The sequence below is a fragment of the Pseudomonas cremoricolorata DSM 17059 = NBRC 16634 genome (genome assembly GCF_000425745.1).
Taxonomy (GTDB): domain Bacteria; phylum Pseudomonadota; class Gammaproteobacteria; order Pseudomonadales; family Pseudomonadaceae; genus Aquipseudomonas; species Aquipseudomonas cremoricolorata.
Genome location: NZ_AUEA01000007.1, coordinates 231,442 through 251,356 on the forward strand (window position 1 = coordinate 231,442; position 19,915 = coordinate 251,356).

20 protein-coding genes are annotated in these 19,915 nt (G+C 61.8%); 10 read left to right on the plus strand and 10 right to left on the minus strand.

The annotated features are described in order from the left end of the window. Nucleotides 1–328 precede the first annotated feature (328 nt). Nucleotides 329–3,196 (minus strand): tail fiber domain-containing protein, encoded by a 2,868-nt coding sequence (locus tag H618_RS0109690; protein WP_028694884.1) that lies wholly within the window; start codon nucleotides 3,194–3,196, stop codon nucleotides 329–331. 958 nt (nucleotides 3,197–4,154) lie between these two features. Here H618_RS0109690 and H618_RS0109695 point away from each other — a divergent pair. Further along, nucleotides 4,155–4,541 (plus strand): ComEA family DNA-binding protein, encoded by a 387-nt coding sequence (locus H618_RS0109695; protein WP_028694885.1) that lies wholly within the window; start codon nucleotides 4,155–4,157, stop codon nucleotides 4,539–4,541. A 68-nt stretch (nucleotides 4,542–4,609) separates the two neighbouring features. Here H618_RS0109695 and H618_RS22425 read toward each other — a convergent pair whose 3' ends face one another. After that, entirely contained in the window at nucleotides 4,610–4,777 is a 168-nt protein-coding gene (locus H618_RS22425) for a DUF2897 family protein (protein WP_081673751.1), read from the minus strand. Nucleotides 4,778–4,945: 168 nt separating this feature from the next. Here H618_RS22425 and pyrF point away from each other — a divergent pair, with 168 nt between their 5' ends. Next, nucleotides 4,946–5,647 (plus strand): orotidine-5'-phosphate decarboxylase, encoded by a 702-nt coding sequence (gene pyrF / locus H618_RS0109705; RefSeq protein WP_028694886.1) that lies wholly within the window; start codon nucleotides 4,946–4,948, stop codon nucleotides 5,645–5,647. A 49-nt stretch (nucleotides 5,648–5,696) separates the two neighbouring features. On the opposite strand, the gene H618_RS0109710 is transcribed toward pyrF, so the two are convergent. The 3 genes from H618_RS0109710 to H618_RS0109720 all read right to left on the minus strand — a co-directional run bounded on the left by H618_RS0109710 (nucleotide 5,697) and on the right by H618_RS0109720 (nucleotide 7,814). Next, complete coding sequence (locus tag H618_RS0109710) at nucleotides 5,697–6,698, minus strand: NADP-dependent oxidoreductase (RefSeq protein WP_028694887.1); 1,002 nt, start codon at nucleotides 6,696–6,698, stop codon at nucleotides 5,697–5,699. Between the two features lie 154 nt (nucleotides 6,699–6,852). Beyond that, the gene (locus tag H618_RS0109715; RefSeq protein ID WP_028694888.1) at nucleotides 6,853–7,218 is read right to left on the minus strand and encodes a YbaN family protein; all 366 of its coding nucleotides are present in this window, start codon (nucleotides 7,216–7,218) and stop codon (nucleotides 6,853–6,855) included. Nucleotides 7,219–7,226: 8 nt separating this feature from the next. Further along, nucleotides 7,227–7,814 carry a UPF0149 family protein gene (locus tag H618_RS0109720; protein WP_028694889.1) on the minus strand — a complete coding sequence of 196 codons (588 nt, stop codon included), beginning with the start codon at nucleotides 7,812–7,814 and terminating at the stop codon, nucleotides 7,227–7,229. Nucleotides 7,815–8,064: 250 nt separating this feature from the next. On the opposite strand from H618_RS0109720, the gene recQ reads away from it, so the two are divergent. The 4 genes from recQ to H618_RS0109740 all read left to right on the plus strand — a co-directional run bounded on the left by recQ (nucleotide 8,065) and on the right by H618_RS0109740 (nucleotide 11,999). After that, the gene (gene recQ, locus H618_RS0109725) at nucleotides 8,065–10,200 is read left to right on the plus strand and encodes a DNA helicase RecQ (RefSeq protein ID WP_028694890.1); all 2,136 of its coding nucleotides are present in this window, start codon (nucleotides 8,065–8,067) and stop codon (nucleotides 10,198–10,200) included. A gap of 109 nt (nucleotides 10,201–10,309) precedes the next feature. After that, nucleotides 10,310–10,747, plus strand: a complete 438-nt coding sequence (locus tag H618_RS0109730; RefSeq protein WP_028694891.1) for a MarR family transcriptional regulator — start codon at nucleotides 10,310–10,312, stop codon at nucleotides 10,745–10,747. Between the two features lie 47 nt (nucleotides 10,748–10,794). Next, on the plus strand, nucleotides 10,795–11,076 hold the full coding sequence (locus H618_RS0109735) for an Rdx family protein (RefSeq protein ID WP_028694892.1): 282 nt from the start codon (nucleotides 10,795–10,797) through the stop codon (nucleotides 11,074–11,076). Between the two features lie 107 nt (nucleotides 11,077–11,183). Further along, the gene (locus H618_RS0109740; protein ID WP_028694893.1) at nucleotides 11,184–11,999 is read left to right on the plus strand and encodes a UDP-2,3-diacylglucosamine diphosphatase; all 816 of its coding nucleotides are present in this window, start codon (nucleotides 11,184–11,186) and stop codon (nucleotides 11,997–11,999) included. A gap of 2 nt (nucleotides 12,000–12,001) precedes the next feature. On the opposite strand, the gene H618_RS0109745 is transcribed toward H618_RS0109740, so the two are convergent. The 3 genes from H618_RS0109745 to H618_RS0109755 are packed head-to-tail and all read right to left on the minus strand — an operon-like array spanning nucleotide 12,002 to nucleotide 14,109. After that, the gene (locus H618_RS0109745) at nucleotides 12,002–13,189 is read right to left on the minus strand and encodes an MFS transporter (RefSeq protein ID WP_028694894.1); all 1,188 of its coding nucleotides are present in this window, start codon (nucleotides 13,187–13,189) and stop codon (nucleotides 12,002–12,004) included. 60 nt (nucleotides 13,190–13,249) lie between these two features. Then, nucleotides 13,250–13,720 carry a GreA/GreB family elongation factor gene (locus tag H618_RS0109750; RefSeq protein ID WP_028694895.1) on the minus strand — a complete coding sequence of 157 codons (471 nt, stop codon included), beginning with the start codon at nucleotides 13,718–13,720 and terminating at the stop codon, nucleotides 13,250–13,252. Nucleotides 13,721–13,722: 2 nt separating this feature from the next. Then, nucleotides 13,723–14,109, minus strand: a complete 387-nt coding sequence (locus H618_RS0109755) for a hypothetical protein (protein ID WP_028694896.1) — start codon at nucleotides 14,107–14,109, stop codon at nucleotides 13,723–13,725. 126 nt (nucleotides 14,110–14,235) lie between these two features. On the opposite strand from H618_RS0109755, the gene earP reads away from it, so the two are divergent. Both earP and efp read left to right on the plus strand, forming a co-directional pair. Beyond that, on the plus strand, nucleotides 14,236–15,369 hold the full coding sequence (earP, locus tag H618_RS0109760) for an elongation factor P maturation arginine rhamnosyltransferase EarP (protein WP_028694897.1): 1,134 nt from the start codon (nucleotides 14,236–14,238) through the stop codon (nucleotides 15,367–15,369). Nucleotides 15,370–15,417: 48 nt separating this feature from the next. Next, the gene (gene efp / locus H618_RS0109765) at nucleotides 15,418–15,987 is read left to right on the plus strand and encodes an elongation factor P (protein ID WP_028694898.1); all 570 of its coding nucleotides are present in this window, start codon (nucleotides 15,418–15,420) and stop codon (nucleotides 15,985–15,987) included. A 55-nt stretch (nucleotides 15,988–16,042) separates the two neighbouring features. Here the strand turns inward: efp and H618_RS0109770 are convergent, their stop codons facing one another. Next, nucleotides 16,043–16,498 (minus strand): MarR family winged helix-turn-helix transcriptional regulator, encoded by a 456-nt coding sequence (locus tag H618_RS0109770; RefSeq protein ID WP_028694899.1) that lies wholly within the window; start codon nucleotides 16,496–16,498, stop codon nucleotides 16,043–16,045. A 358-nt stretch (nucleotides 16,499–16,856) separates the two neighbouring features. On the opposite strand from H618_RS0109770, the gene H618_RS0109775 reads away from it, so the two are divergent. Continuing rightward, nucleotides 16,857–17,606, plus strand: coding sequence for a sulfite exporter TauE/SafE family protein (locus H618_RS0109775; RefSeq protein ID WP_028694900.1), 750 nt, complete (start codon nucleotides 16,857–16,859; stop codon nucleotides 17,604–17,606). Nucleotides 17,607–17,647: 41 nt separating this feature from the next. Here H618_RS0109775 and H618_RS0109780 read toward each other — a convergent pair whose 3' ends face one another. Continuing rightward, a complete protein-coding gene (locus H618_RS0109780) occupies nucleotides 17,648–18,994 on the minus strand; it encodes a class II 3-deoxy-7-phosphoheptulonate synthase (protein WP_028694901.1) in 1,347 nt (448 codons plus the stop codon). Between the two features lie 120 nt (nucleotides 18,995–19,114). Here H618_RS0109780 and H618_RS0109785 point away from each other — a divergent pair, with 120 nt between their 5' ends. After that, a complete protein-coding gene (locus H618_RS0109785) occupies nucleotides 19,115–19,870 on the plus strand; it encodes a spermidine synthase (protein WP_028694902.1) in 756 nt (251 codons plus the stop codon). The last annotated feature ends 45 nt before the right edge of the window (nucleotides 19,871–19,915 follow it).

Here is a 19,915-nt window from a genome sequence, read left to right on the forward strand (position 1 = left end):
TAGCTTCTTGCTCCTTGCTTTCTGAACTTGGCTTTGCGAAATCCGATACCAGATTCCTGGTATCGGATTTTCGTCCTGCACGATAGCAATGACTCAGCTTCGGTGATCTGTCGAGCGTTACCTACGCTTGAACTTTCACTCGGTATGCGGCGCCGGAAAGACTGCCTGTACACTGGACCTTCCAATTTAAGCTCACGCAGCATGGCGTTGCTGTCGAAGATCAGATCCAGCGCTCAGGCGTGTCAAGTGCGCTTCCTCCTTACCGATCCACTGAGTTGGAAAACTGCTCGGGTTTTTAAGAACGTCATGTTCAGAAGAGAGCGGTTCTTTAAAACTTTTTCTCAATGGCAGCGAGGCGTGATTCCAGCAAGTCGAGACGATGAGCGTCCATGTCGCGTTCGTGAGCTAAGGCTCTAATTAAAAGCATGTGCAACGGACCCTCCCTGAAACCGAACAGGCTTCCAGCCGCCCGTACCAACACCCGTGCGCCAGGCACGACGTGCATGAGGGGGTTGCCTTCCTCGTCTAGCTGACCCGAGGGCTGTTCCGTGTCAGGCTCCTGATCCCACTCATCCAGCCATTCGTCATGGCAGTAGAAGCCGTATGCGGCAGGATCCAAACCTTCCTCAACCATGATCTGGCCAGCCCTCTGGACGGTCATTCCATGGTGCAACCTCGCTTTTTCGGCGCCTTTTTCCTCGATGCTCGCCAGCCATTGGAATACGCCAGGCTCTCTGGCCAGCCGAGATCCTACACGGAGCTCCTGTTCGTTTAGCGGGCGTACGGCTGTCTTGCGGCTGGCATCAGACGTTACAGTCCACGCGTTTTTAATGTAACCGTTTTCCCAAGGGACACTCGCAGTGCCAAGATTCTTACCTGTCGTCGTGGCGCGGAAGTTAGAGTAGATGATGAATTCGTCCGCTGTATGTCGCATCATCGATTGCGAGCCAAGCCGCCACCTGATCCAAGATCCATTCGTTGAAGAGGGGTCCAGGTTACCAGACTGAACAAGCTCGTACCGTGAGTTAACCTCTAGAACCCCAGTCGCGGCACCATATCGAATGGACGCAAGGGTCAGCGCCGCGCCGCCAGATCGGTAACGTTGAACGATGTACCCATTGGTCCCACAGTTGGCAACGATTTCACTTGTACCCGTCGTTGAGTAGTAGCTGTTCATCAGTAAGTTGCCAGCACGTTCGATCTGTACGCTGCCAGTGGCGATTAGGCCTCCATTGCGATCCAGCGCGCTGCCGTCGCCTGATTCCCACGTGAAATAGTCTGCCCAGGGAATACTGTCCATGCTGTAGAGCCTGGTGCGCTGAGTGATCCCAGGAATCTTGGTGGTAGGGCCGTACTTGAAGTTGCGTGCGCTCTGACCAACATTCGTACCATCCGGATTTTTATAGCCGGTGGTTGCCGTGCCGTCCCAGTGATTGCCGAAAAATTCGTCTCGATGAGTGCGTCCTAGCCTGAGGTTGAATGGGTCATATTTCCCATCGAATCTGTTGTTGAAAAACCGATGTCCCTGCAGCTTCCGAGAGGAGTTGCCCGCCAAGCCATCAATATAGACAGATCCAGCGCTGAGCCCTTCAAGTATCCAGTTCTTGTCAGATCGAATCGTCACTCGAGCGGTTGCCGTGGGGTGGTTGCTACCGAAAAATTGATTATTCAGTGCGGCGAAATCAGAAAACCCATAGCTGCCACGCGTGTCGGGTACGGTGGTGCCCAACTCTTCGTCATAATACGGTGCTGGATCGGCCGTGACATTGGGCGTGTTGCCCGACAGCACAATTCTGGCTGACGAAGATGCAGAAGCGCTGAATGTATTTTGGAAACTGTTCGTGCCCGCTTCACGCTCTAGGGCAAGAATTTCATTGGCATTAGCCAAGAACAACGCGGTACGGAATTTAGGCACTGGCAATTGCGAATCGCTAACAATCGTCGCCGCCTCTACGAGTCGCTGTGCGGTCTCTGTAGTGGTTGCACCTATTTGCACCTGGCCAAGGGCAGGCGGCTCATTGACAAAGGTAAAGACCTGGTCACCATAGGTTAATGTGTCACCGTTAAGAGGCTGCGAGACAAGGGTAGTTGTCAGCCTGACCGTATAATCCCTGCCATAGCTGATCAATCCCTCTTTTGGCGAGGCTCCGAGGATGACAAGTCCCCAGCGCCCACCCCAAGTGACCACGTCCTCAATCGTGGCCCCATCACCGCCAAATTGATTGTCCACAGGATGACGAATACCGTCCCAACCTTTCAACTCAGGTAGCCCCTTTCCGCGCGTAACATCGTAATAAATGTTCGCCACTCGTGCGCATCCAGTTGCTGCTGAATCCTTGATCTTGAAATGCAGTCGGCAGCCTACGAAGATCGCCGTATCCCAGTCATCACCAAGGTAGTTTGGCTCAGAATAGATTCGGGTCTCGTCGTAACTGATATGCACATTCAAGTGGCCGATGTTGAAATTCTGATGCTGAATATTCAGTACTGCCGAGATCGGATCATCCTGGGGGTCAGAGGCACTGCCGCGATACTTACGACGTGTCTTGACTGTTTTGTAAAGCGTACCATCACCCAATGTGCGCAACTGCGTGTTAGGGATATTGCGCTTGTCGAACGGGTACATGACCATACCCCGGCCGCCGCCCTCCAATCGGGTCGCGTAGCGTGCAATGATCTCCTGGCTGGTGGCAAAAACGCACCCTGGTTGAACGATCAACTTGCCATGTTTGGCAAAGTCCAGCGCCATCTGGAAGCGGGGCCCTGTATCCACAGAGGCCCGCCGCATGAATGCATCTTCCCGCTGTTCCGCTGTCAGGAAGTCGAACACGCTCAGAGTGTCGCGTAGCTTGCTCAAAACGGGACGAACGATAGCTTCCGGCACGGTGTCGTATTGGCGGAACATCACCAGACTTGAGCCAGTCGGCATCGCCAGTTGCTGACGAAGCGCTCGATCTCCGATGGGTGAGAAAAGCGCTTCTTCTGTTGACCAGTTACCGGACGTTATGTAGGGCAAATCAACGACCGCCGTCGGAATATAGAACTCTCCGTCTTTTCGAATGATCTGATTGCGCGCGGTAAGAGTGAGATTTGCGGCATAGTCGCCCGCGTCAATGTAACCAGATGATAATAAAAAATTCTGAAACTGCTGATCGTAATCGTCGATCGCGTTGGATTCGCTGGTACTCTCTGACATGTTTTCTCCAGTCTTTGAAGGCCCCAATACTAGGGCGTGGGGGATTTATCAGCTTGCATCGCTCAGGCGTTTGGGGGCATAAATTTGAACATATTCCAAGCGCTGGCTTGATTGCACTTCATGCTCGCAGAACAGGTTGGCCAATAGGACGTGATCGTGCATTGCCTGTGTGTACTGAACTCACCCAAATATTTCGGAGCTTCAAGCAGCTCAGTGTTTCATCGCTTGAAACATGTTATCAACACGTTCAGATCTATTTTTTGTGCGCAGCCGCTGTCGCACAAGTTGGTTGTGAATATGGGTATTTATAAATCGGCAAAGTTGTGCCAATCCTGCTTCTGCGAATTGATAGGTCGAAAGGCAGGACACCGGAGCTTTCAGCGGCGTTTATGATTCGTATTTAATTCATGATGCATGCGGTGCTTTCACTCCTTGAAACGCGTGCTTTGGGTAGGGATGTTTGGTGCGTTGACGTGTGCCGAGACCTGGGGAATAGCACGAAATTACTGTATGTATAAACAGTGAAATGCACAAGTGGCTGGGCAGAAAATATTTGGTTCCACTGGACGAGGTGCTGGTAGAGACGCTTGCTTACCCATTTCAGCCGGTTGTGCGGCTGTGAGCGCTCTGATGCCGCAGGTTACGAAGTGCTCCGGGGCCTGATCGACTTGATACGTGAAAAGTCGCTGATGACAAGGGTATGAAGTGAAGCGGAGCGGCCCAACCCATGCCGTCGCTCCGGTCCAACCCGCTTTCACCCCATTCACAAGCCTGAAAGCAACTTAGCAATCGGCGAATTCATTTCTCGGGTGGGGTTTATCCGACCTGCTCGGCGGGACGTCCGATCTGGTAATCATTCCCTCGCAAAAGCCGTTGAATGCCTGTGCCGGACGCCGCTAGGTTGAGGGGGCAGCTTTTTTGAAACGGCTGCTTATTCGATCTCACAAGGAGTGATCCCATGCGTAAATCCGTCTTCGCAACCCTCATGCCTGTGCTCGCCGGCCTGCTGTTTTCCGTAGGGGCCAGCGCTGCTACCCCAGCGGCGCAGCCGACCTCGATGAGTGGGGAGGTGGCCATGCAGGCCGAGATCAACCCCGTGCAAGACCTGCAAACCACGAAAGTGGCTGGCCGCGAGGGGGTGTCCATGGCACGCGTGGATCTGAACAGCGCCGATGCGCTGACCCTGCAGAAGGAGTTGGCCGGTATCGGCAAGGCCAAAGCCGAGGCCATCGTCGCCTACCGTGACGCCCACGGGCCGTTCACTTCGGTGGATGAGCTGCTGGAAATCAAGGGCATCGGCAGCGCGTTGCTGGAGCGCAACCGCGACAGGTTGGGCGTGCAGTAGGCGGGCCCGGTACTTGCCGGTGTAAACGAAACGGGCCGCATTCAGCGGCCCGTTTTCATCGAAGGTGTTCAGCGGTCACGGGCGTCCTGGGCGTCAGCCTGGGCGTTGCGTTCATGAACCTTCTTCAGTTGTTCTTCTGTCAGCGGCACCTTCTTGGCGGTGTCGCGCAGCATCATCAGTCCGCCAACGATCGAGCCAATGGCGACGATCAGGATCAACCAGGCATACCAGGGCATTGTCGTTCTCCATCAGACGGGTGGGCCTTGCCATGCCATGTGGAGCGGCGGCGGCGGGCAATGGTTCCATTATAGGCGGCTGCGCGCGATTGCAGACTCGCGGCGCCCCATGCCCAGGCCAGTTCGTTTACAATGCGCGCCGTTTTCGACTTGCCAAGAGACCTGACCATGTCCGCCTGCCAGACGCCCCTGATCGTCGCCCTGGATTTCCCTACCCGTGATGCTGCCCTGAAGCTGGCTGACCAGCTCGATCCCGCACTGTGCCGGGTCAAGGTCGGCAAGGAGCTGTTCACCAGCAGCGCTGCGGGCATCGTCGAGACCCTCTGCGACAAGGGCTTCGAAGTGTTCCTCGACCTCAAGTTCCACGACATCCCCAACACCACGGCGATGGCGGTTCAGGCCGCGGCCGAGATGGGTGTGTGGATGGTCAACGTGCATTGCTCGGGGGGCTTGCGCATGATGTCGGCGTGCCGCGAAGTGTTGGCCAAGCGCAGCGGCCCGCAGCCACTGCTGATCGGTGTGACCGTGCTGACCAGCATGGAGCGTGATGACCTGGCTGGCATCGGCCTGGATGTCGAGCCTCAGGAACAGGTGTTGCGCCTGGCCGCACTGGCCGAGCAGGCGGGTATGGACGGTCTGGTGTGCTCGGCGCTCGAGGCTGCGGCGCTGAAGGCTGCGCATCCTTCGTTGCAACTGGTGACACCGGGCATTCGTCCTGCCGGCAGTGCCCAGGACGACCAGCGGCGTATCCTCACTCCGCGTCAGGCGCTTCAAGCCGGTTCCGACTACTTGGTGATCGGTCGTCCGATCAGCCAGGCAGCCGATCCGGCCCAGGCCCTGGCAGCGGTAGTCGCCGAGATTCGCGGCTAATACCAGGCATGCAGAGCGGGGCGCGCACTCTGGCGCCCCGGCTGTTTCCTCAGACTTTCAGCACCAGCTTGCCGAAGTTCTCGCCGCTGAACAGCTTGAGCAGGGTGTCGGGGAAGGTTTCCAGACCCTCGACCACATCTTCCTTACTCTTCACCTCGCCGCTGGCCAGCCAGCCGGCCATTTCCTTGGCGGCCTTGGGGTAGTTATGGATGTGGTCGAAGACGATGAAGCCTTCCATGCGCGCGCGATTGACCAGCAACGCCAGGTAGTTGGCCGGGCCTTTGACCGCTTCCTTGTTGTTGTACTGGCTGATGGCGCCGCAGATGACGATGCGCGCCCTGAGGTTGATACGTGACAGCACGGCATCGAGGATGTCGCCGCCGACGTTGTCGAAATACACATCGACGCCTTTCGGGCATTCGCGCTTGAGGCCTTCCAGCACGTCTTCGGCCTTGTAGTCGATGACGCCATCGAAGCCGAGCTCATCTTTCAGGTACTGGCACTTCTGCGCGCCACCGGCGATGCCGACCACGCGGCAGCCCTTGAGCTTGGCGATCTGTCCGGCGATGCTGCCGACCGCGCCGGCAGCGCCGGAAATCACCACGGTATCGCCGGCCTTGGGCTGGCCCACTTCAAGCAGGGCGAAGTAGGCAGTCATGCCGGTCATGCCCAGGGCAGACAAGTAGCGCGGCAGCGGCGCCAGCGACGGGTCGATCTTCTGCAGGCCGCTGGGCTCGCCTGTGAAGAAATCCTGCACGCCGAGCGTGCCGCCGACATGGTCGCCGACGGCGAAGTCCGGGTGGCGCGAGGCGACCACTTCGCCAACGCCCAGTGCGCGCATGACCTCGCCCAGGCCTACGGGTGGAATGTACGACTTGCCTTCGTTCATCCAGCCGCGCATGGCCGGATCGAGGGACAGGTACAGATTCTTCACCTGCACCTGACCCTCGGCAGGCGCCTGGATATCGGCCTTTTCGAAGCTGAAGTCATCACGGCGCACGGCGCCGGATGGGCGCTTGGCGAGCAGGAAACGGCGGTTGCTATGGGACATGGTGGGGTCCTTGTGCGGAGGAGGAGGTGGGCAGCATCGAAGTGCCGTGGGCAACTCTGATGGACAGACTGGCTTTGATAGCGTGCGAGTGGTGTCGGTTCAAGTCTGAGGGGGTGGGAAATACCCAGGGATTTGCCGAACTGATCGGCGCAACTCAATCAGCGCGCTGCAGGGTCTTCTGCTTGAGGATGTACAGCGAAACCAGCACGGCGCTGGTGAGCATGAAGGCGCGGGCCCAGAACAGCGGTACCAGGTAGCAGGAAAGGGCGATGCTCGTCCACATCAAAGCGATGGCATAGACCTTGGCCTTGCGCGGAATGCCTTGCCCACCGAGGTAATCGGCAATCCACGGGCCGAGCCGCGGATGACCGACCAGCCAGCGATGGAAGCGCGGTGAGCTGCGCGCAAAGCAGGCTGCGGCCAGCAGCAGGAACGGGGTGGTGGGCAACACCGGCAGGAAAATGCCTACCACCCCCAGCGCGACACTCAGCCAGCCGATGGCCAGCAGCAGGTAGCGCACGGCTGCGATCAGTGATGGCGGGGCTTGAGCAGCGCCGGCTTCTCATCAGGTGCGTGCAGCAGCAGGAACAGGGCAGTCAACGCTTCGGGAATCTGCACGATCATGTCGTCCTGCAGGTTGGCGTTGTTGGCGATGTCGGCGAACTCGGGCTGTTCGTCGAACAGGCCCGAACCGACCATGATCGGCAAGAGCATCTCGCTGACTTCTTCTTCGGCGTTTTCGAACCAGATTTCCTCGCGCAGGAACACCCCTTCCATGAAGCCGATGCACCAGCCGCGCAGTTCGGAGTCGTCCGGCTCGTCGGTCAGGTCGAGCTCGCACGGCAGTTCGAAATCTTCCTCGCTGGCCAGTTGGCGAGCGATGTGTGCCTTGAGGGCGACCAGGGTGGCCTCGACTTCGATGTGCTGGGCTTCGCTGGCGTAGTGCGGCTCTTCGGCGAACAGCGCGTCGATCCATTCGCGCTCCGGCACGTCTTCGGCGCTGATCGACAGCGCGGTCAGGTAGCCATGGGCGGCGACGTAGTCCAGTGCTTCTTCGTGCAGCTCATCGGCATCGAGGAAGGCTTGCAGGCGGGTGAGTTGCTCGGCGAAGGACATTGGAAAGGCTACCTTGGGGGAATAAACGATGACGGAATTCTAGCACCATGCGCGCCGTTGCAGGCAAAGCAAGACGTCTGTCACCAGCTGTCCTGCCCAGTGCAGCGCTGGGGTATAATCTGCCGTTTTTCATGCCTGCGTGCCGATTGTCGGCGCCAGGCAAAAGCTGCTTACGCATTCGCAGGTGTAAGTGGCGGGTTTATCGTTCAGCCTGTGGGCCGGATGGTACAGCGATCTATTGGAGTGGCAAATGCTCGAACAGGCTCAGCGCGTCCTCAAGGACGTCTTCGGTTACGACAGCTTCCGAGGTCGCCAGGCCGCGATCATCGAGTGCGTGGCCAATGGCGGCGATGCCTTGGTGCTGATGCCCACCGGCGGCGGCAAATCGCTGTGCTTCCAGGTGCCAGGCCTGCTGCGCCCGGGGCTGACGGTGGTGGTGTCACCGTTGATCGCGTTGATGGACGACCAGGTCGCCACCCTCGACGAACTTGGCGTGCCTGCGGCTGCGCTCAACTCCACCCTCAGCACCGAGCAGCAGCGTGAGCTGGCCGGGCGCCTGCGCCGCGGTGAGCTGAAGATGCTCTACCTGGCCCCCGAGCGCCTGGTGCAGCCGCGCATGCTGGATTTTTTGCGTGGCCTCGACGTTTCCCTGTTCGCCATCGATGAAGCCCACTGCGTGTCGCAGTGGGGGCATGACTTCCGTCCCGAGTACCTGCAGCTCGGTCAACTGGCCGAGCTGTTCCCCAGCACGCCACGCATCGCCCTGACCGCTACGGCCGACATGCGCACCCGCGAAGAGATCGTCCAGCGCCTGCACCTGCAAGGCGCCGAACGCTTTCTGTCGAGCTTCGACCGGCCCAATATCTTCTATCGCATCGTGCCCAAGGAGTCGCCGCGCAAGCAGCTCATGGCGTTTCTCGGCGAGCGCCGCGGCAACGCCGGCATCGTCTATTGCCTGTCGCGCAAGAAGGTCGACGAAACCGCGGCCTACCTGTGTGAGCAGGGCTTCCCGGCGCTGGCCTATCATGCCGGGCTGCCCGCCGAGACCCGCGCCGCCAACCAGAAGCGCTTTCTCAACGAGGAAGGGCTGATCATGGTTGCCACCATCGCCTTCGGCATGGGCATCGACAAGCCCAACGTGCGCTTCGTCGCCCACCTCGACCTGCCCAAGTCGCTCGAGGCCTATTACCAGGAAACTGGCCGTGCCGGGCGTGACGGCCTGCCCGCCGACGCCTGGATGGCCTACGGCCTGCAAGACATGGTGATGCTCAAGCAGATGCTGCAGAACTCCGAAGGCGACGAGCGCCACAAGCGTGTCGAGCAGCACAAGCTCGACGCCATGCTGGCGCTGTGCGAGGAAACCCGCTGTCGGCGTCAGGCGCTGCTGGCCTATTTCGACGAGATCCTCGAGCAACCTTGCGGCCACTGCGACAACTGCGTCGACAATGTGCAGACCTGGGATGCCACCGAGCCTGCGCGCCAGGCGCTGTCGGCGGTGTACCGCACCGGCCAGCGCTATGGCGTCGGCCATCTGGTCGACGTGCTGCTGGGCAAGGACAACGAAAAGGTCCGCAGTTTCGGCCACGAGCGCCTGGCGGTGTTCGGTGTCGGCAAAGGCACCGATGAAGCCCAGTGGCGCTCGCTGTTCCGCCAGTTGGTGGCGCGTGGGCTGGTGGACATCGACCTGGAAGGCTATGGCGGGCTGCGCCTGTCCGACACCTGTCGGCCGTTGCTGCGCGGTGAGGTGACCCTGCAATTGCGCCGCGACTTGAAGCCGCAAACCGTCGCCAAGACCTCCGGCGGCAGCCCGGCAAGCCAGTTGGTGCGCGCCGAAGAGCGCGAGCTGTGGGAGGCCTTGCGCGTGCTGCGGCGCAAGCTGGCAGAAGAACACAGCGTGCCGCCGTACGTCATCTTCCCCGATTCGACGCTGCTGGAAATGCTCCGCAGCCAGCCCACCAGCCTCAGCGAAATGGGCCAGGTCAGCGGCGTCGGTGCGCGCAAGCTGGAACGCTATGGCCAGGCTTTCCTCGAGGTACTCAACGCCGGCGAGGCCAGCACCGCGCCCGTGCCTGTGACCGATCTGCGCCACGAACTCATCAGCCTGGCCCGGGCCGGGATGACCCCGGCGCAGATCGCAGGTCAGCTCGACTGCAGCGAGAAGAACGTCTACAGCCTGCTCGCCGAAGCCCTGGGCCGCCAGGAGCTGAGCCTTGAGCAGGCGCTCGATCTGCCGGAAGATCTGCTGATGGAAATCCAGGATGCCTTCCTCGACGGCGAAGGCGAATTACCGCCGGTGACAACCATCTCGCCGCTGTTCGCCTCGCGGGTTCCGGAAGGCGTGCTGTATTGCGTACGCGCCGCGCTGGCGGCCGAATTCGAGCTGTGAAGCTGATCGCTTGCGGGCGATCAGCGCCCGGCATCTTTGGGCGAGTATTGCCTGGCACCGCCTGGCGTGCTCTTCTGCCTGACAAATCGTTCTATGGACCTTCTTGCTTATGCCTTTGACCGACAACCAACACCGCTTCGGCATGCAACTGGCGCAGATGTCGCGCGGCTGGCGTGCCGAGCTGGATCGGCGTCTGGCGGGGCTCAACCTGTCCCAGGCCCGCTGGTTGGTGCTGCTGCACCTGGCCCGCTTCGAAGCGCCGCCCACCCAGCGTGAGCTGGCGCAGAGCGTGGGCGTCGAAGGCCCGACCCTGGCGCGGCTGCTCGACAGCCTCGAAGCCCAGGGGTTGGTCAGCCGGCAGGCGGTGATGGAAGATCGGCGAGCCAAGAAGATCCTGCTCTGCCCACCGGCCAAGCCGCTGATCGAGCAGATCGAAACCATCGCCAATGCACTGCGCGCCGAGCTGTTCGAGGGGGTGGATGAGGCCGAGCTGGAAGTATCCATGCGCGTTCATGCGAAGATTCTCGGCAACCTTGAACGTCCTTGAACACAGTGCTGGCTACATCATCTGAGCCTGGCTGAAGGGAGGGGCCCATGTCCTCGAACAAACCAGAAATCGTCATCACCTACTGCACCCAGTGCCAATGGCTGCTGCGCGCCGCCTGGCTGGCCCAGGAACTGCTCAGTACCTTCGCCGATTCGCTGGGCAAGGTCGCGCTGGAGCCGGGCACCGGCGGCGTGTTCGTGATTCGCTGCGACGGCGTGCAACTGTGGGAACGCAAGGCCGACGGCGGGTTTCCGGAAGCCAAGGTGCTCAAGCAGCGGGTGCGTGATGTGATCGAGCCAGAGCGCGACCTGGGCCATAACGATCGCTGAGGGCTTGCGCCAGCGTCACCAGCCTGCTGGCAATCGGGTGGTCACAGCGCTGTCACGGCTGAGTCATGTCAACCTGCCAGTCTCCTGCAAAATCGCCGGAGCCTGCCATGAACCAAGCCCAATTCTGCCGTCCCTCGAACAAACAGCGGGTGCGCACGTTGTGGATCTCCGACGTGCACTTGGGCACCCGCGACTGTCAGGCCGAGCATCTGTCGCGCTTTCTCAAGGCCTATCATGCCGACCGCATCTACCTGGTCGGCGACATCATCGACGGTTGGAAGCTGCGCAGCGGCATCTACTGGCCGCAAGCGCATACCAATGTCATCCGCCGTCTGCTGACCATGAGCAAGCGTGGTACCGAGGTGATCTACGTCACCGGCAACCACGATGAATTCCTGCGGCGTTATTCCAAGCTGATGCTGGGCAACATCCATCTGGTAGACGAAGCCGAGCACCTCACCGCCGACGGTCGTCGCTTGCTGGTGGTGCATGGCGACCAGTTCGATGTGATCACCCGCTGCCACCGCTGGCTGGCGTTTCTTGGCGACCGCGCCTACGAGATCAGCCTGGTGCTCAACCGCTGGCTCAACCATTGGCGGGCCCGCTATGGCTATGGCTATTGGTCGCTGTCGGCGTACCTCAAGCACAAGGTCAAGGGTGCGGTGAACTTCATCAGCGACTTCGAACACGCCATCGCCCACGAATGCACGCGTCGCGGCTTCCACGGTGTGGTCTGCGGGCATATCCACCATGCTGAAATCCGCCAGGTCGGTGAGGTCGAGTACCTCAACTGCGGTGACTGGGTGGAATCGTGCACAGCCTTGATCGAGCACTGGGACGGGCAGATCGAGCTGTACCGTCTGGCCGATGCGCAAGGCGCAGCGCGCCCGGCGCAAGCCAGCGCCAGTGTCAGCCCGTCCTGAACTCAGAGCGCCGGACGTGCCGCCCTGGCGCGGCCCACCGCCAGCCACCACACCCCCAGCGCCAGCGCGCCCAGCAGCAGGCCGGCGAAGACGATGGCTTCCCAGCCGCGCCACTGGAACAGCTGCGAGCCCAGCCAGGAGCCTGCAGCACCGCCGATGAAATAGCAGGTGATGTAGCCGGCATTGAGCCGGGTGCGAGCCTCGGGGCGCAAGGCCAGCACGGCATTCTGGTTGCCGACGTGGACCAGCTGCACCGCAAGATCGAGCAGCAGCACGCCGACGATCAACGCAACCAGTGAGGTGTGGGCAAAGCCCAGAGGAATCCAAGACAGCAACAGCACCACCAGCCCCACGGTGGTGCCCAGCCCGCCCTTGCCGCGGTCAGCCAGGCGCCCGGCCCAAGTGGCCGACAGCGCCCCGGCGGCGCCCGCCAGGCCGAACAGGCCGATCACCGCGTCGGAATACTGGTAGGGCTCGCGCGCCAGGAGGAAGGCCAATGGGGTCCAGAACAACGCGAATAGGCAGAACGCCAGCATGCCCAGCAGCGAGCGCAGGCGCAGTACCGGTTCTTCGATGAACAGCCGAAACACCGAGCCGATCAGCGCCGGATAACTCAGCCCGGCAGGGCTGTGGTGGCGCGGCAGGCAACGCTGCAAGGTCACCGCGATGATCATCATCAACCCCGCAGCGATCACGTAGATGGTGCGCCAGCCACCCAGTTCCGCGGCAAGGCCCGCTGCGGTGCGCGCCAGCAAAATGCCCAGCAACAGGCCGCTCATCAGCGTGCCCACCGTGCGTCCGCGCTGGGCCGGGTCGCTCAAGGCCGCCGCCATCGGCACCAATACCTGCGCCACGACCGAGAACAGCCCGGTGAGTGCGGTGCCGACGATCAGCCACGCAAGGCTGGGCGCGCAGGCGCTGATTACCAGGCCCAGGGTGGCAATGCCGATCATGCTCACCACCAGCCGGCGCTGCTCGAACAGATCGCCCAGTGGCGCCAGCAGTAACAGCCCGGCGCCATAGCTCAGCTGCGCGGTAATGACGATGCTGCCGGCGCTGACCGTGGTCAGGCCGAACTGTTCGGCGATGCTGTGCAGCAAAGGCTGGGCGTAATAGTTGCTCGCCACCGACAGACCGACGGCAATGGCCATCAGCAGAATCAGCGCGCGGCTAGGCGGAGTAGAGGTCATGGCAGGGCTCTTGGGCAGAAAAAGGGAAAACCGTAAGCGGGTGCGCGCGGTTGGTCGCGCTCATTGGGCGCTGATTACCAGCAGGTCCTGACCTGCGACCGACACCTCGTCATCGACGCGTTTGCCAAGCAACTGTTGGCCCAAGGGCGAGAGCGGGGTGATCACCGTGATCAACTGACGGCCCTCGATGATTTTCAGCCCTGCCGCGTGTGGGCCAAGAAACAGCGTGCGCTGCTGGCCTCGCTGATCTTCCAGCACCACCAGATTGCTCAGTTGAATGCCTGCCCCCGGGTCGTAGTCGCGCAGCTGCAGCTGCTGGTAGGTCAGCAGTGACTGACGAATCTCTGCGGTCCGCCGCGCCTGGCCGGTGGCCAGGTACGACGCTTCCAGGCCGAGGGTGTCGTACTTGTTCTCGGCGATGTTCTCTTCGGCGGTGGCCGTTTCGTAGGCGCTTTGCGCAGCGCGACGCAGGGTTTCTGCATCTTCGGCGAGGGCGCCGATGATGCGGGCCAGCAAGGTGGACTTGTCCATGATCAGTAACAGAACTCTCGTACTAGGGCCTGGCTTTTTTCAGTGGCGGCAGTGCGCTGCTGTGCCAGCCAGAACTGGCATTTGGGGTCGTTGAGTTTGCCCATCGTGGGCGCCGAGGGCTGGCCGGTATCAGCAGCGGGCGGCGCTTGCAGGCGCTGCTGGTAACGCTCGAACATCGCTTGCTGGGCGTCAGCCGGCATGGCCGGCGCTGGCTGAGTGCCGGTAGTTGTCGTTAGCGCCGTGCTGGGCAGCAGTGCCTGTGGCCAGAGATGCACGGCCAGGCCCAGGGTGCAGGCCAGGGCGATGCCGCCCAGCCAGATGCCCAAGGCCACGCACAGGGTCAGGCGAGCCGGGGAGAGGGGGGCGTTCGACGTGCGCTCGTGGGCCATGCTGGCCTCCTGGCCTGACGGGAAAGTGGTCGGCATTGTCGCATGCAGTGGCAGGAAATTTCAGCGTCGCGCTTTCGTCACTGGCGCTTTGCCCGCAAAATCAGCGGTTTTTCACCGGGAGCCATCGTGAAACCCACTTGGGACATCTTCTGCACCGTGGTCGACAACTATGGCGACATCGGCGTGACCTGGCGGCTGGCCCGGCAGCTGGCCGCCGAACATGGCCTGGAGGTGCGGCTGTGGGTTGACGATCTGTCTGCATTCGAGCGTCTGTGTCCGCAGGCCGATTGTCGGGCCGAGCGCCAGACGTTGCAGGGCGTGCAGGTGCGCCGCTGGGCCGCGCCCTGGCTGCCCGAGGCACCCGGCGAGGTAGTGATCGGCGCGTTTGGCTGCGCGTTGCCCGCGGCGTTGGTCGACGCCTTGGCCCAGCAGCCGCACCCGGTGCTGTGGCTGAACCTTGAGTACCTCAGCGCGGAAGAGTGGGTCGAAGGTTGTCACGGCCTGCCGTCGCCGCAGGCCAATGGGCTGCGCAGGTGGTTCTTCTTCCCCGGTTTTACCGAAGGCACCGGCGGCTTGCTGCGCGAAGGTGACCTGCTGGCGCGACGCAGCGCTTTTCAGGCCGACCCACGAACGCGCGAGGCATTTCTCGCCCAGTTGGGGGTGCAGGTGCGGCCCGATGCACGGCTGCTTTCCCTGTTCGCCTACGAGAACACTCAGCTCGGCGCCTGGCTGAGCGCCATGGCTGAAGGTGATCAAGCCTGGCAGGTTCTGGTGCCCGAGGGGCGTATCGTCGCCGGGTTGTGCGCTTGGCTGGGTGAAACGGCGCTGGCGCCAGGCGAGGTTCGCCAACGCGGTGCGCTGAGCGTGCAGGTGCTGCCGTTCGTCAGCCAGGAGGACTACGACCGGCTGCTGTGGAGCTGTGATTTCAACGCGGTTCGCGGCGAGGATTCGTTCGTTCGCGGGCAGTGGGCCGCAGCGCCGTTGCTGTGGCACATCTACGTGCAGGAAGAGAACGCGCACTGGGACAAGCTCGAAGCGTTCCTGGGGCTCTACTGTCAGGGCCTGTCGGCCGATTCCGAGGCGGCGCTGCGGGGGTTGTGGCGGGCGTGGAACATGGATCGCGACATGGCTGCGGCCTGGCTGCGGCTGCAAGGCCATTGGGCTGAGTTGCAGGCGCATGCCGCGCAATGGAGTGCGCAGCAGGCGGCGCGCCCGGACCTTGCCACGGCGCTGGTGCAGTTTTACCGAAATTGGATATGATACGCGGCCTCGATTTTTACAAATCCCCCCAGATTCGGAAATTGCGTAATGAAAACTGGTAAAGAACTGAAACCCGGCACCGTTCTGCGGATCGACAACGACCCGTGGCTGGTGCAGAAAGCCGAGTTCACCAAGTCGGGTCGCAACAGCGCGATCATGAAGACCAAGCTCAAGAACCTGCTGACCGGCTACAAGACTGAAACCGTCTACGGTGCCGACGACAAGCTGGACGATGTGATCCTCGATCGCAAGGAAGCCACCCTGTCGTTCATCAGCGGTGACTCCTACACCTTCATGGACACCACTGACTACACCATGTACGAGCTGAACGCCGAGGATATCGAAGCCGTTCTGCCGTACATCGAAGAAGGCATGGAAGACATCTGCGAAGCCGTGTTCTTCGAGGAGCGTCTGGTATCGGTAGAGCTGCCGACCACCATCAGCCGTAAAGTCGCCTACACCGAGAACTCGGCGCGCGGCGATACCTCTGGCAAAGTGATGAAGCCTGCCAAACTGGCAAACGGCACTGAGGTTCAGGTTGCCGACTTCATCGAGATCGACGAAATGATCGACATCGACACTCGTGATGGCAGCTTCAAAGGCCGTTCCAAGAAGTAAATCTTCTTGCAACCGCAAAAACCCGGCTCAGGCCGGGTTTTTTCATGTCCGTGGTTTATAGATTTTTTTGCAGGCTGGCGCGAATCTCCACCAGCTCGGCCTGCAACGCCTGAAGCCGTTCGGCGGTGCGCCCGCTGGCCTCGGTGATCGACTGCGGCATGTGCTGGGCCTTGTCGCGCAGCGTGCGGCCGCGGGTAGTCAGCTCGACGATGACCACCCGTTCATCGTCACGACTGCGCGTGCGCTTGAGCAGCCCTTCGCTTTCCAGACGCTTGAGCAACGGGGTCAGCGAGCCGGGGTCGGTCAGCAGGCGATGGCTGATTTCCCCGACGGTGAGCCCATCCTGTTCCCACAGCACGAGCATGGCCAGGTACTGCGGATAGGTCAGCCCGAGCTTCTGCAACAGTGGCTTGTAGACCTTGGTCATCATCAGCGAGGTCGAGTGCAGGGCGAAGCACACCTGGTTATCCAGCAGCAATTCATCTCGGGGGGCTTTGATATCGGCGTTCATGCAGGTCCTTGAAATCGAGATGTCGGAAATACCCAGCAGGCTCGAGGCGGCTGGTGGCCATCGCAGCTCGTCACGCAGGGCCAGATACACGCCGGCACCGGTCTAGAACGGCTCTAGCAATTTCGAGCAGCGAAGGTGCGCGAGAGTTCGTTTCAAATTCATGTCGACCTGTGGGGGGTCTGTGCCATGGCGGACTTGCACGACGGTGTCAGCGCAGTCGAACTCTGATGCGGGCTAATCACGTGCGTGATCAAATCGGCGTCTATCCACGTCTGGCACTCCAGTATTTGTTGCCAAACGTTTCCTCGGGATGCCGGGCTGGTAGCATGCGCGCTCATCCGAAGAAGCAGGTCGTGTGATGTTCGAGTGGCTGATGTACGTGATATTGGGCGCGGGGCTGGGCACCGTAGGTGGATTGTTCGGTATTGGCGGCGGCTTGATCGCCATCCCGGCGCTGGGGGTGTTGTTCGGGCTCGATCAGCAGATGGCCCAAGGCACGGCGCTGGTCATGGTGGTGCCGAACGTGCTGTTGGCCCTGTGGCGCTACCACCAGCGCAACCGCATCGAGCTGCGCCACGCCCTGCCGCTGGCCGTGTGCAGCTTCGTTTTCGCCTGGCTTGGCTCGATCTGGGCGGTGGGTCTGGACGCCCAGTCCATGCGCCTGGGCTTCATCGGTTTTCTGCTGGTGCTGGCGGTGTGGAATGTCTTGCGCCTGTTCATGCGCAGCGCTACCCCGAGCCCGCAACTGCGTTATGGCTGGCCCTGGCTGGCGGCGCTGGGCAGTTTTTCCGGCGCCATGGGCGGCCTGTTCGGGGTCGGTGGGGCGGTGGTCGCCACGCCCATCCTCACCAGCGTGTTCGGCACCACGCAGGTGGTGGCCCAGGGTCTGTCGCTGTCGCTGGCGGCGCCCAGCACCTTCGTTACCCTGGTGACCTATGCGCTGCATGGCAACGTGATCTGGTCAGTCGCCATTCCCATGGCCATTGGCGGGCTGTTGAGCATCAGTTGGGGGGTGAAGCTGGCCCACGCCATGCCGGAAAAACTCCTGCGCGGGCTGTTCTGCGGCTTTCTGCTGGTGTGCGCGGTGATGCTCGCGCTGGAGGTCTGAGGGCCGCTGCCGCGTGGCGCGGCAGCGGCGGGTACGCCAGGCTAGCGGCGTACGTCCTTGAGGGTCTGGGCGATGAGGAAGGCCAGTTCCAGCGACTGGTCGGCATTGAGCCGCGGGTCGCAGTGGGTGTGGTAGCGGTCAGACAGCCCATCTTCGGTGATGGGCCGTGCGCCGCCGATGCACTCGGTGACGTTCTGCCCGGTCATCTCGATATGGATGCCGCCTGCATAGCTGCCTTCGGCCTGGTGCACCTGGAAGAACTGCTTCACTTCGTCGAGGATCTGCGCGAAGTCACGGGTCTTGTAGCCGCTGCTGGCCTTGATGGTGTTGCCGTGCATCGGGTCGCAACTCCACAGCACCTTGCGCCCCTCCTGCTCGACGCTGCGGATCAACCGCGGCAGGTGCTCGCCGACCTTGCCCGCGCCCATGCGCACGATCAGGTTGAGTCGCCCAGGGTCGTTGCTCGGGTTGAGCGTGTCGATCAGGCGGATCAGCTCGTCGCTGCGCATGCTTGGGCCGACCTTGACCCCAATCGGATTGTGCACCCCGCGCAGAAACTCCACATGGGCGCCATCGAGCTGGCGAGTGCGGTCGCCGATCCACAGCATGTGCGCCGAACAATCGTAGTGATCACCGGTGAGGCTGTCCTGGCGCACGAAGGCCTGCTCGTAGTTGAGCAAGAGCGCTTCATGGGCGGTGAAGAAGCTGGTTTCGCGTAACTGCGGGGCGCTGTCCAGGCCGCAGGCGCGCATGAACGCCAAGGTCTCGTCGATGCGGTCGGCCAGCTGGTGATACTTGTTGGCCAACGCCGAGTTGGCGATGAAGTCGAGGTTCCATTTGTGCACCTGGTGCAGGTCGGCGAAGCCGCCCTGGGCGAACGCGCGCAGCAGGTTGAGGCTGGCGGTGGACTGGTGATAGGCCTGCAGCAGGCGCTCGGGATCAGGCACCCGGCTGACCGGGTCGAAGCCGATGCCGTTGACGATATCGCCGCGGTAGGCGGGCAGGGTGACCTGGCCGAGGGTTTCGTCATTGCTCGAGCGCGGCTTGGCGAACTGCCCGGCCATGCGCCCGACTTTCACCACCGGGCAACCGGCGGCGAAGGTCATGACGATGGCCATCTGCAACAGCACCTTGAAGGTGTCGCGAATCTTCGCGGCGCTGAATTCGGCGAAGCTCTCGGCGCAATCGCCGCCCTGCAGCAGGAACGCGCGGCCTTCGGTGACCTCGGCGAACTGCCTGCGCAGCTCCCGTGCTTCGCCTGCGAACACCAGCGGCGGGTAACTCGCCAGGCTCTGCTCGACGCGCGCCAGATGGGCGGCATCGGGGTAGATCGGTTGCTGCTGGATCGGCAGGGCGCGCCAGCTATCGGGGCTCCAGGGTTGGCTCATGTACAGGCTCGGTCGGGTGGCTGAAGATCAGGCTGCCATCCTATCAGCTGCCTGCGCGCTTGTTGCACTGCCGGCATTGGCGGACAATGCCGGCTTTTGCCGGGGCGAACAGGAGCGAGCATGACCACCGAGCGTGAGGAGCGGCTGCTGGCCCGGGTCGAGGATGCCTTTGGCGTCATCAGTGTGTACGAAGTCGATGACTACCGGTTTCTCGAATTCGGCGATGCCATCGAGCAGAGCTGTACCTTCACCGCCGACCCCGCCTGGCTGGAATACGACTACACCCGCGCCATGCTGGTCGGCGCGTTGTGCCATGCGCAGCCGGAAACCGCGCTGTTTCTCGGTCTGGGCGCCGGCACCCTGACCCAGGCCTGCCTGAAGTTCCTGCCGCTGGAGGACGTCGAGGTCATCGAGCTGCGCCCTGATGTGCCGCGCCTGGCCATGGAGTACCTGGGGCTGGACGATGATCCGCGCCTTTACGTGCGCATTGGCGATGCCATGCAGTTGTTGCCCAGCGCCGAGAAGACCGACCTGCTGTTCGTCGACCTGTACACCGATCATGGTCCGGGCGTCGCGCACCTGGCCTGGCGTTTTCTGGAAGACTGCCAGAAGCAGCTCAACCCCGATGGCTGGCTGGTCATCAATCAGTGGGCGGGGGATGACGGCAAGCCACTGGGGGCGGCATTGCTGCGCGGTCTGTACCACCGACACTACTGGGAGCTGCCGGTCAACGAAGGCAATGTCATCGTGCTGGTACCGGCCGATATCCAGCAAACCCTCGATCTGCCAGCGCTGCAGGCCCGCGCCGAGGCCCTGGCACCGCGCCTGGGCTACAGCCTGGAAGCGCTGCTGCGGGCAATTCGCCCGGCCTCCTGAGCGCAAAGACGCGACCCGGGAGGAAACGATTCAGCTCGTTTGCCT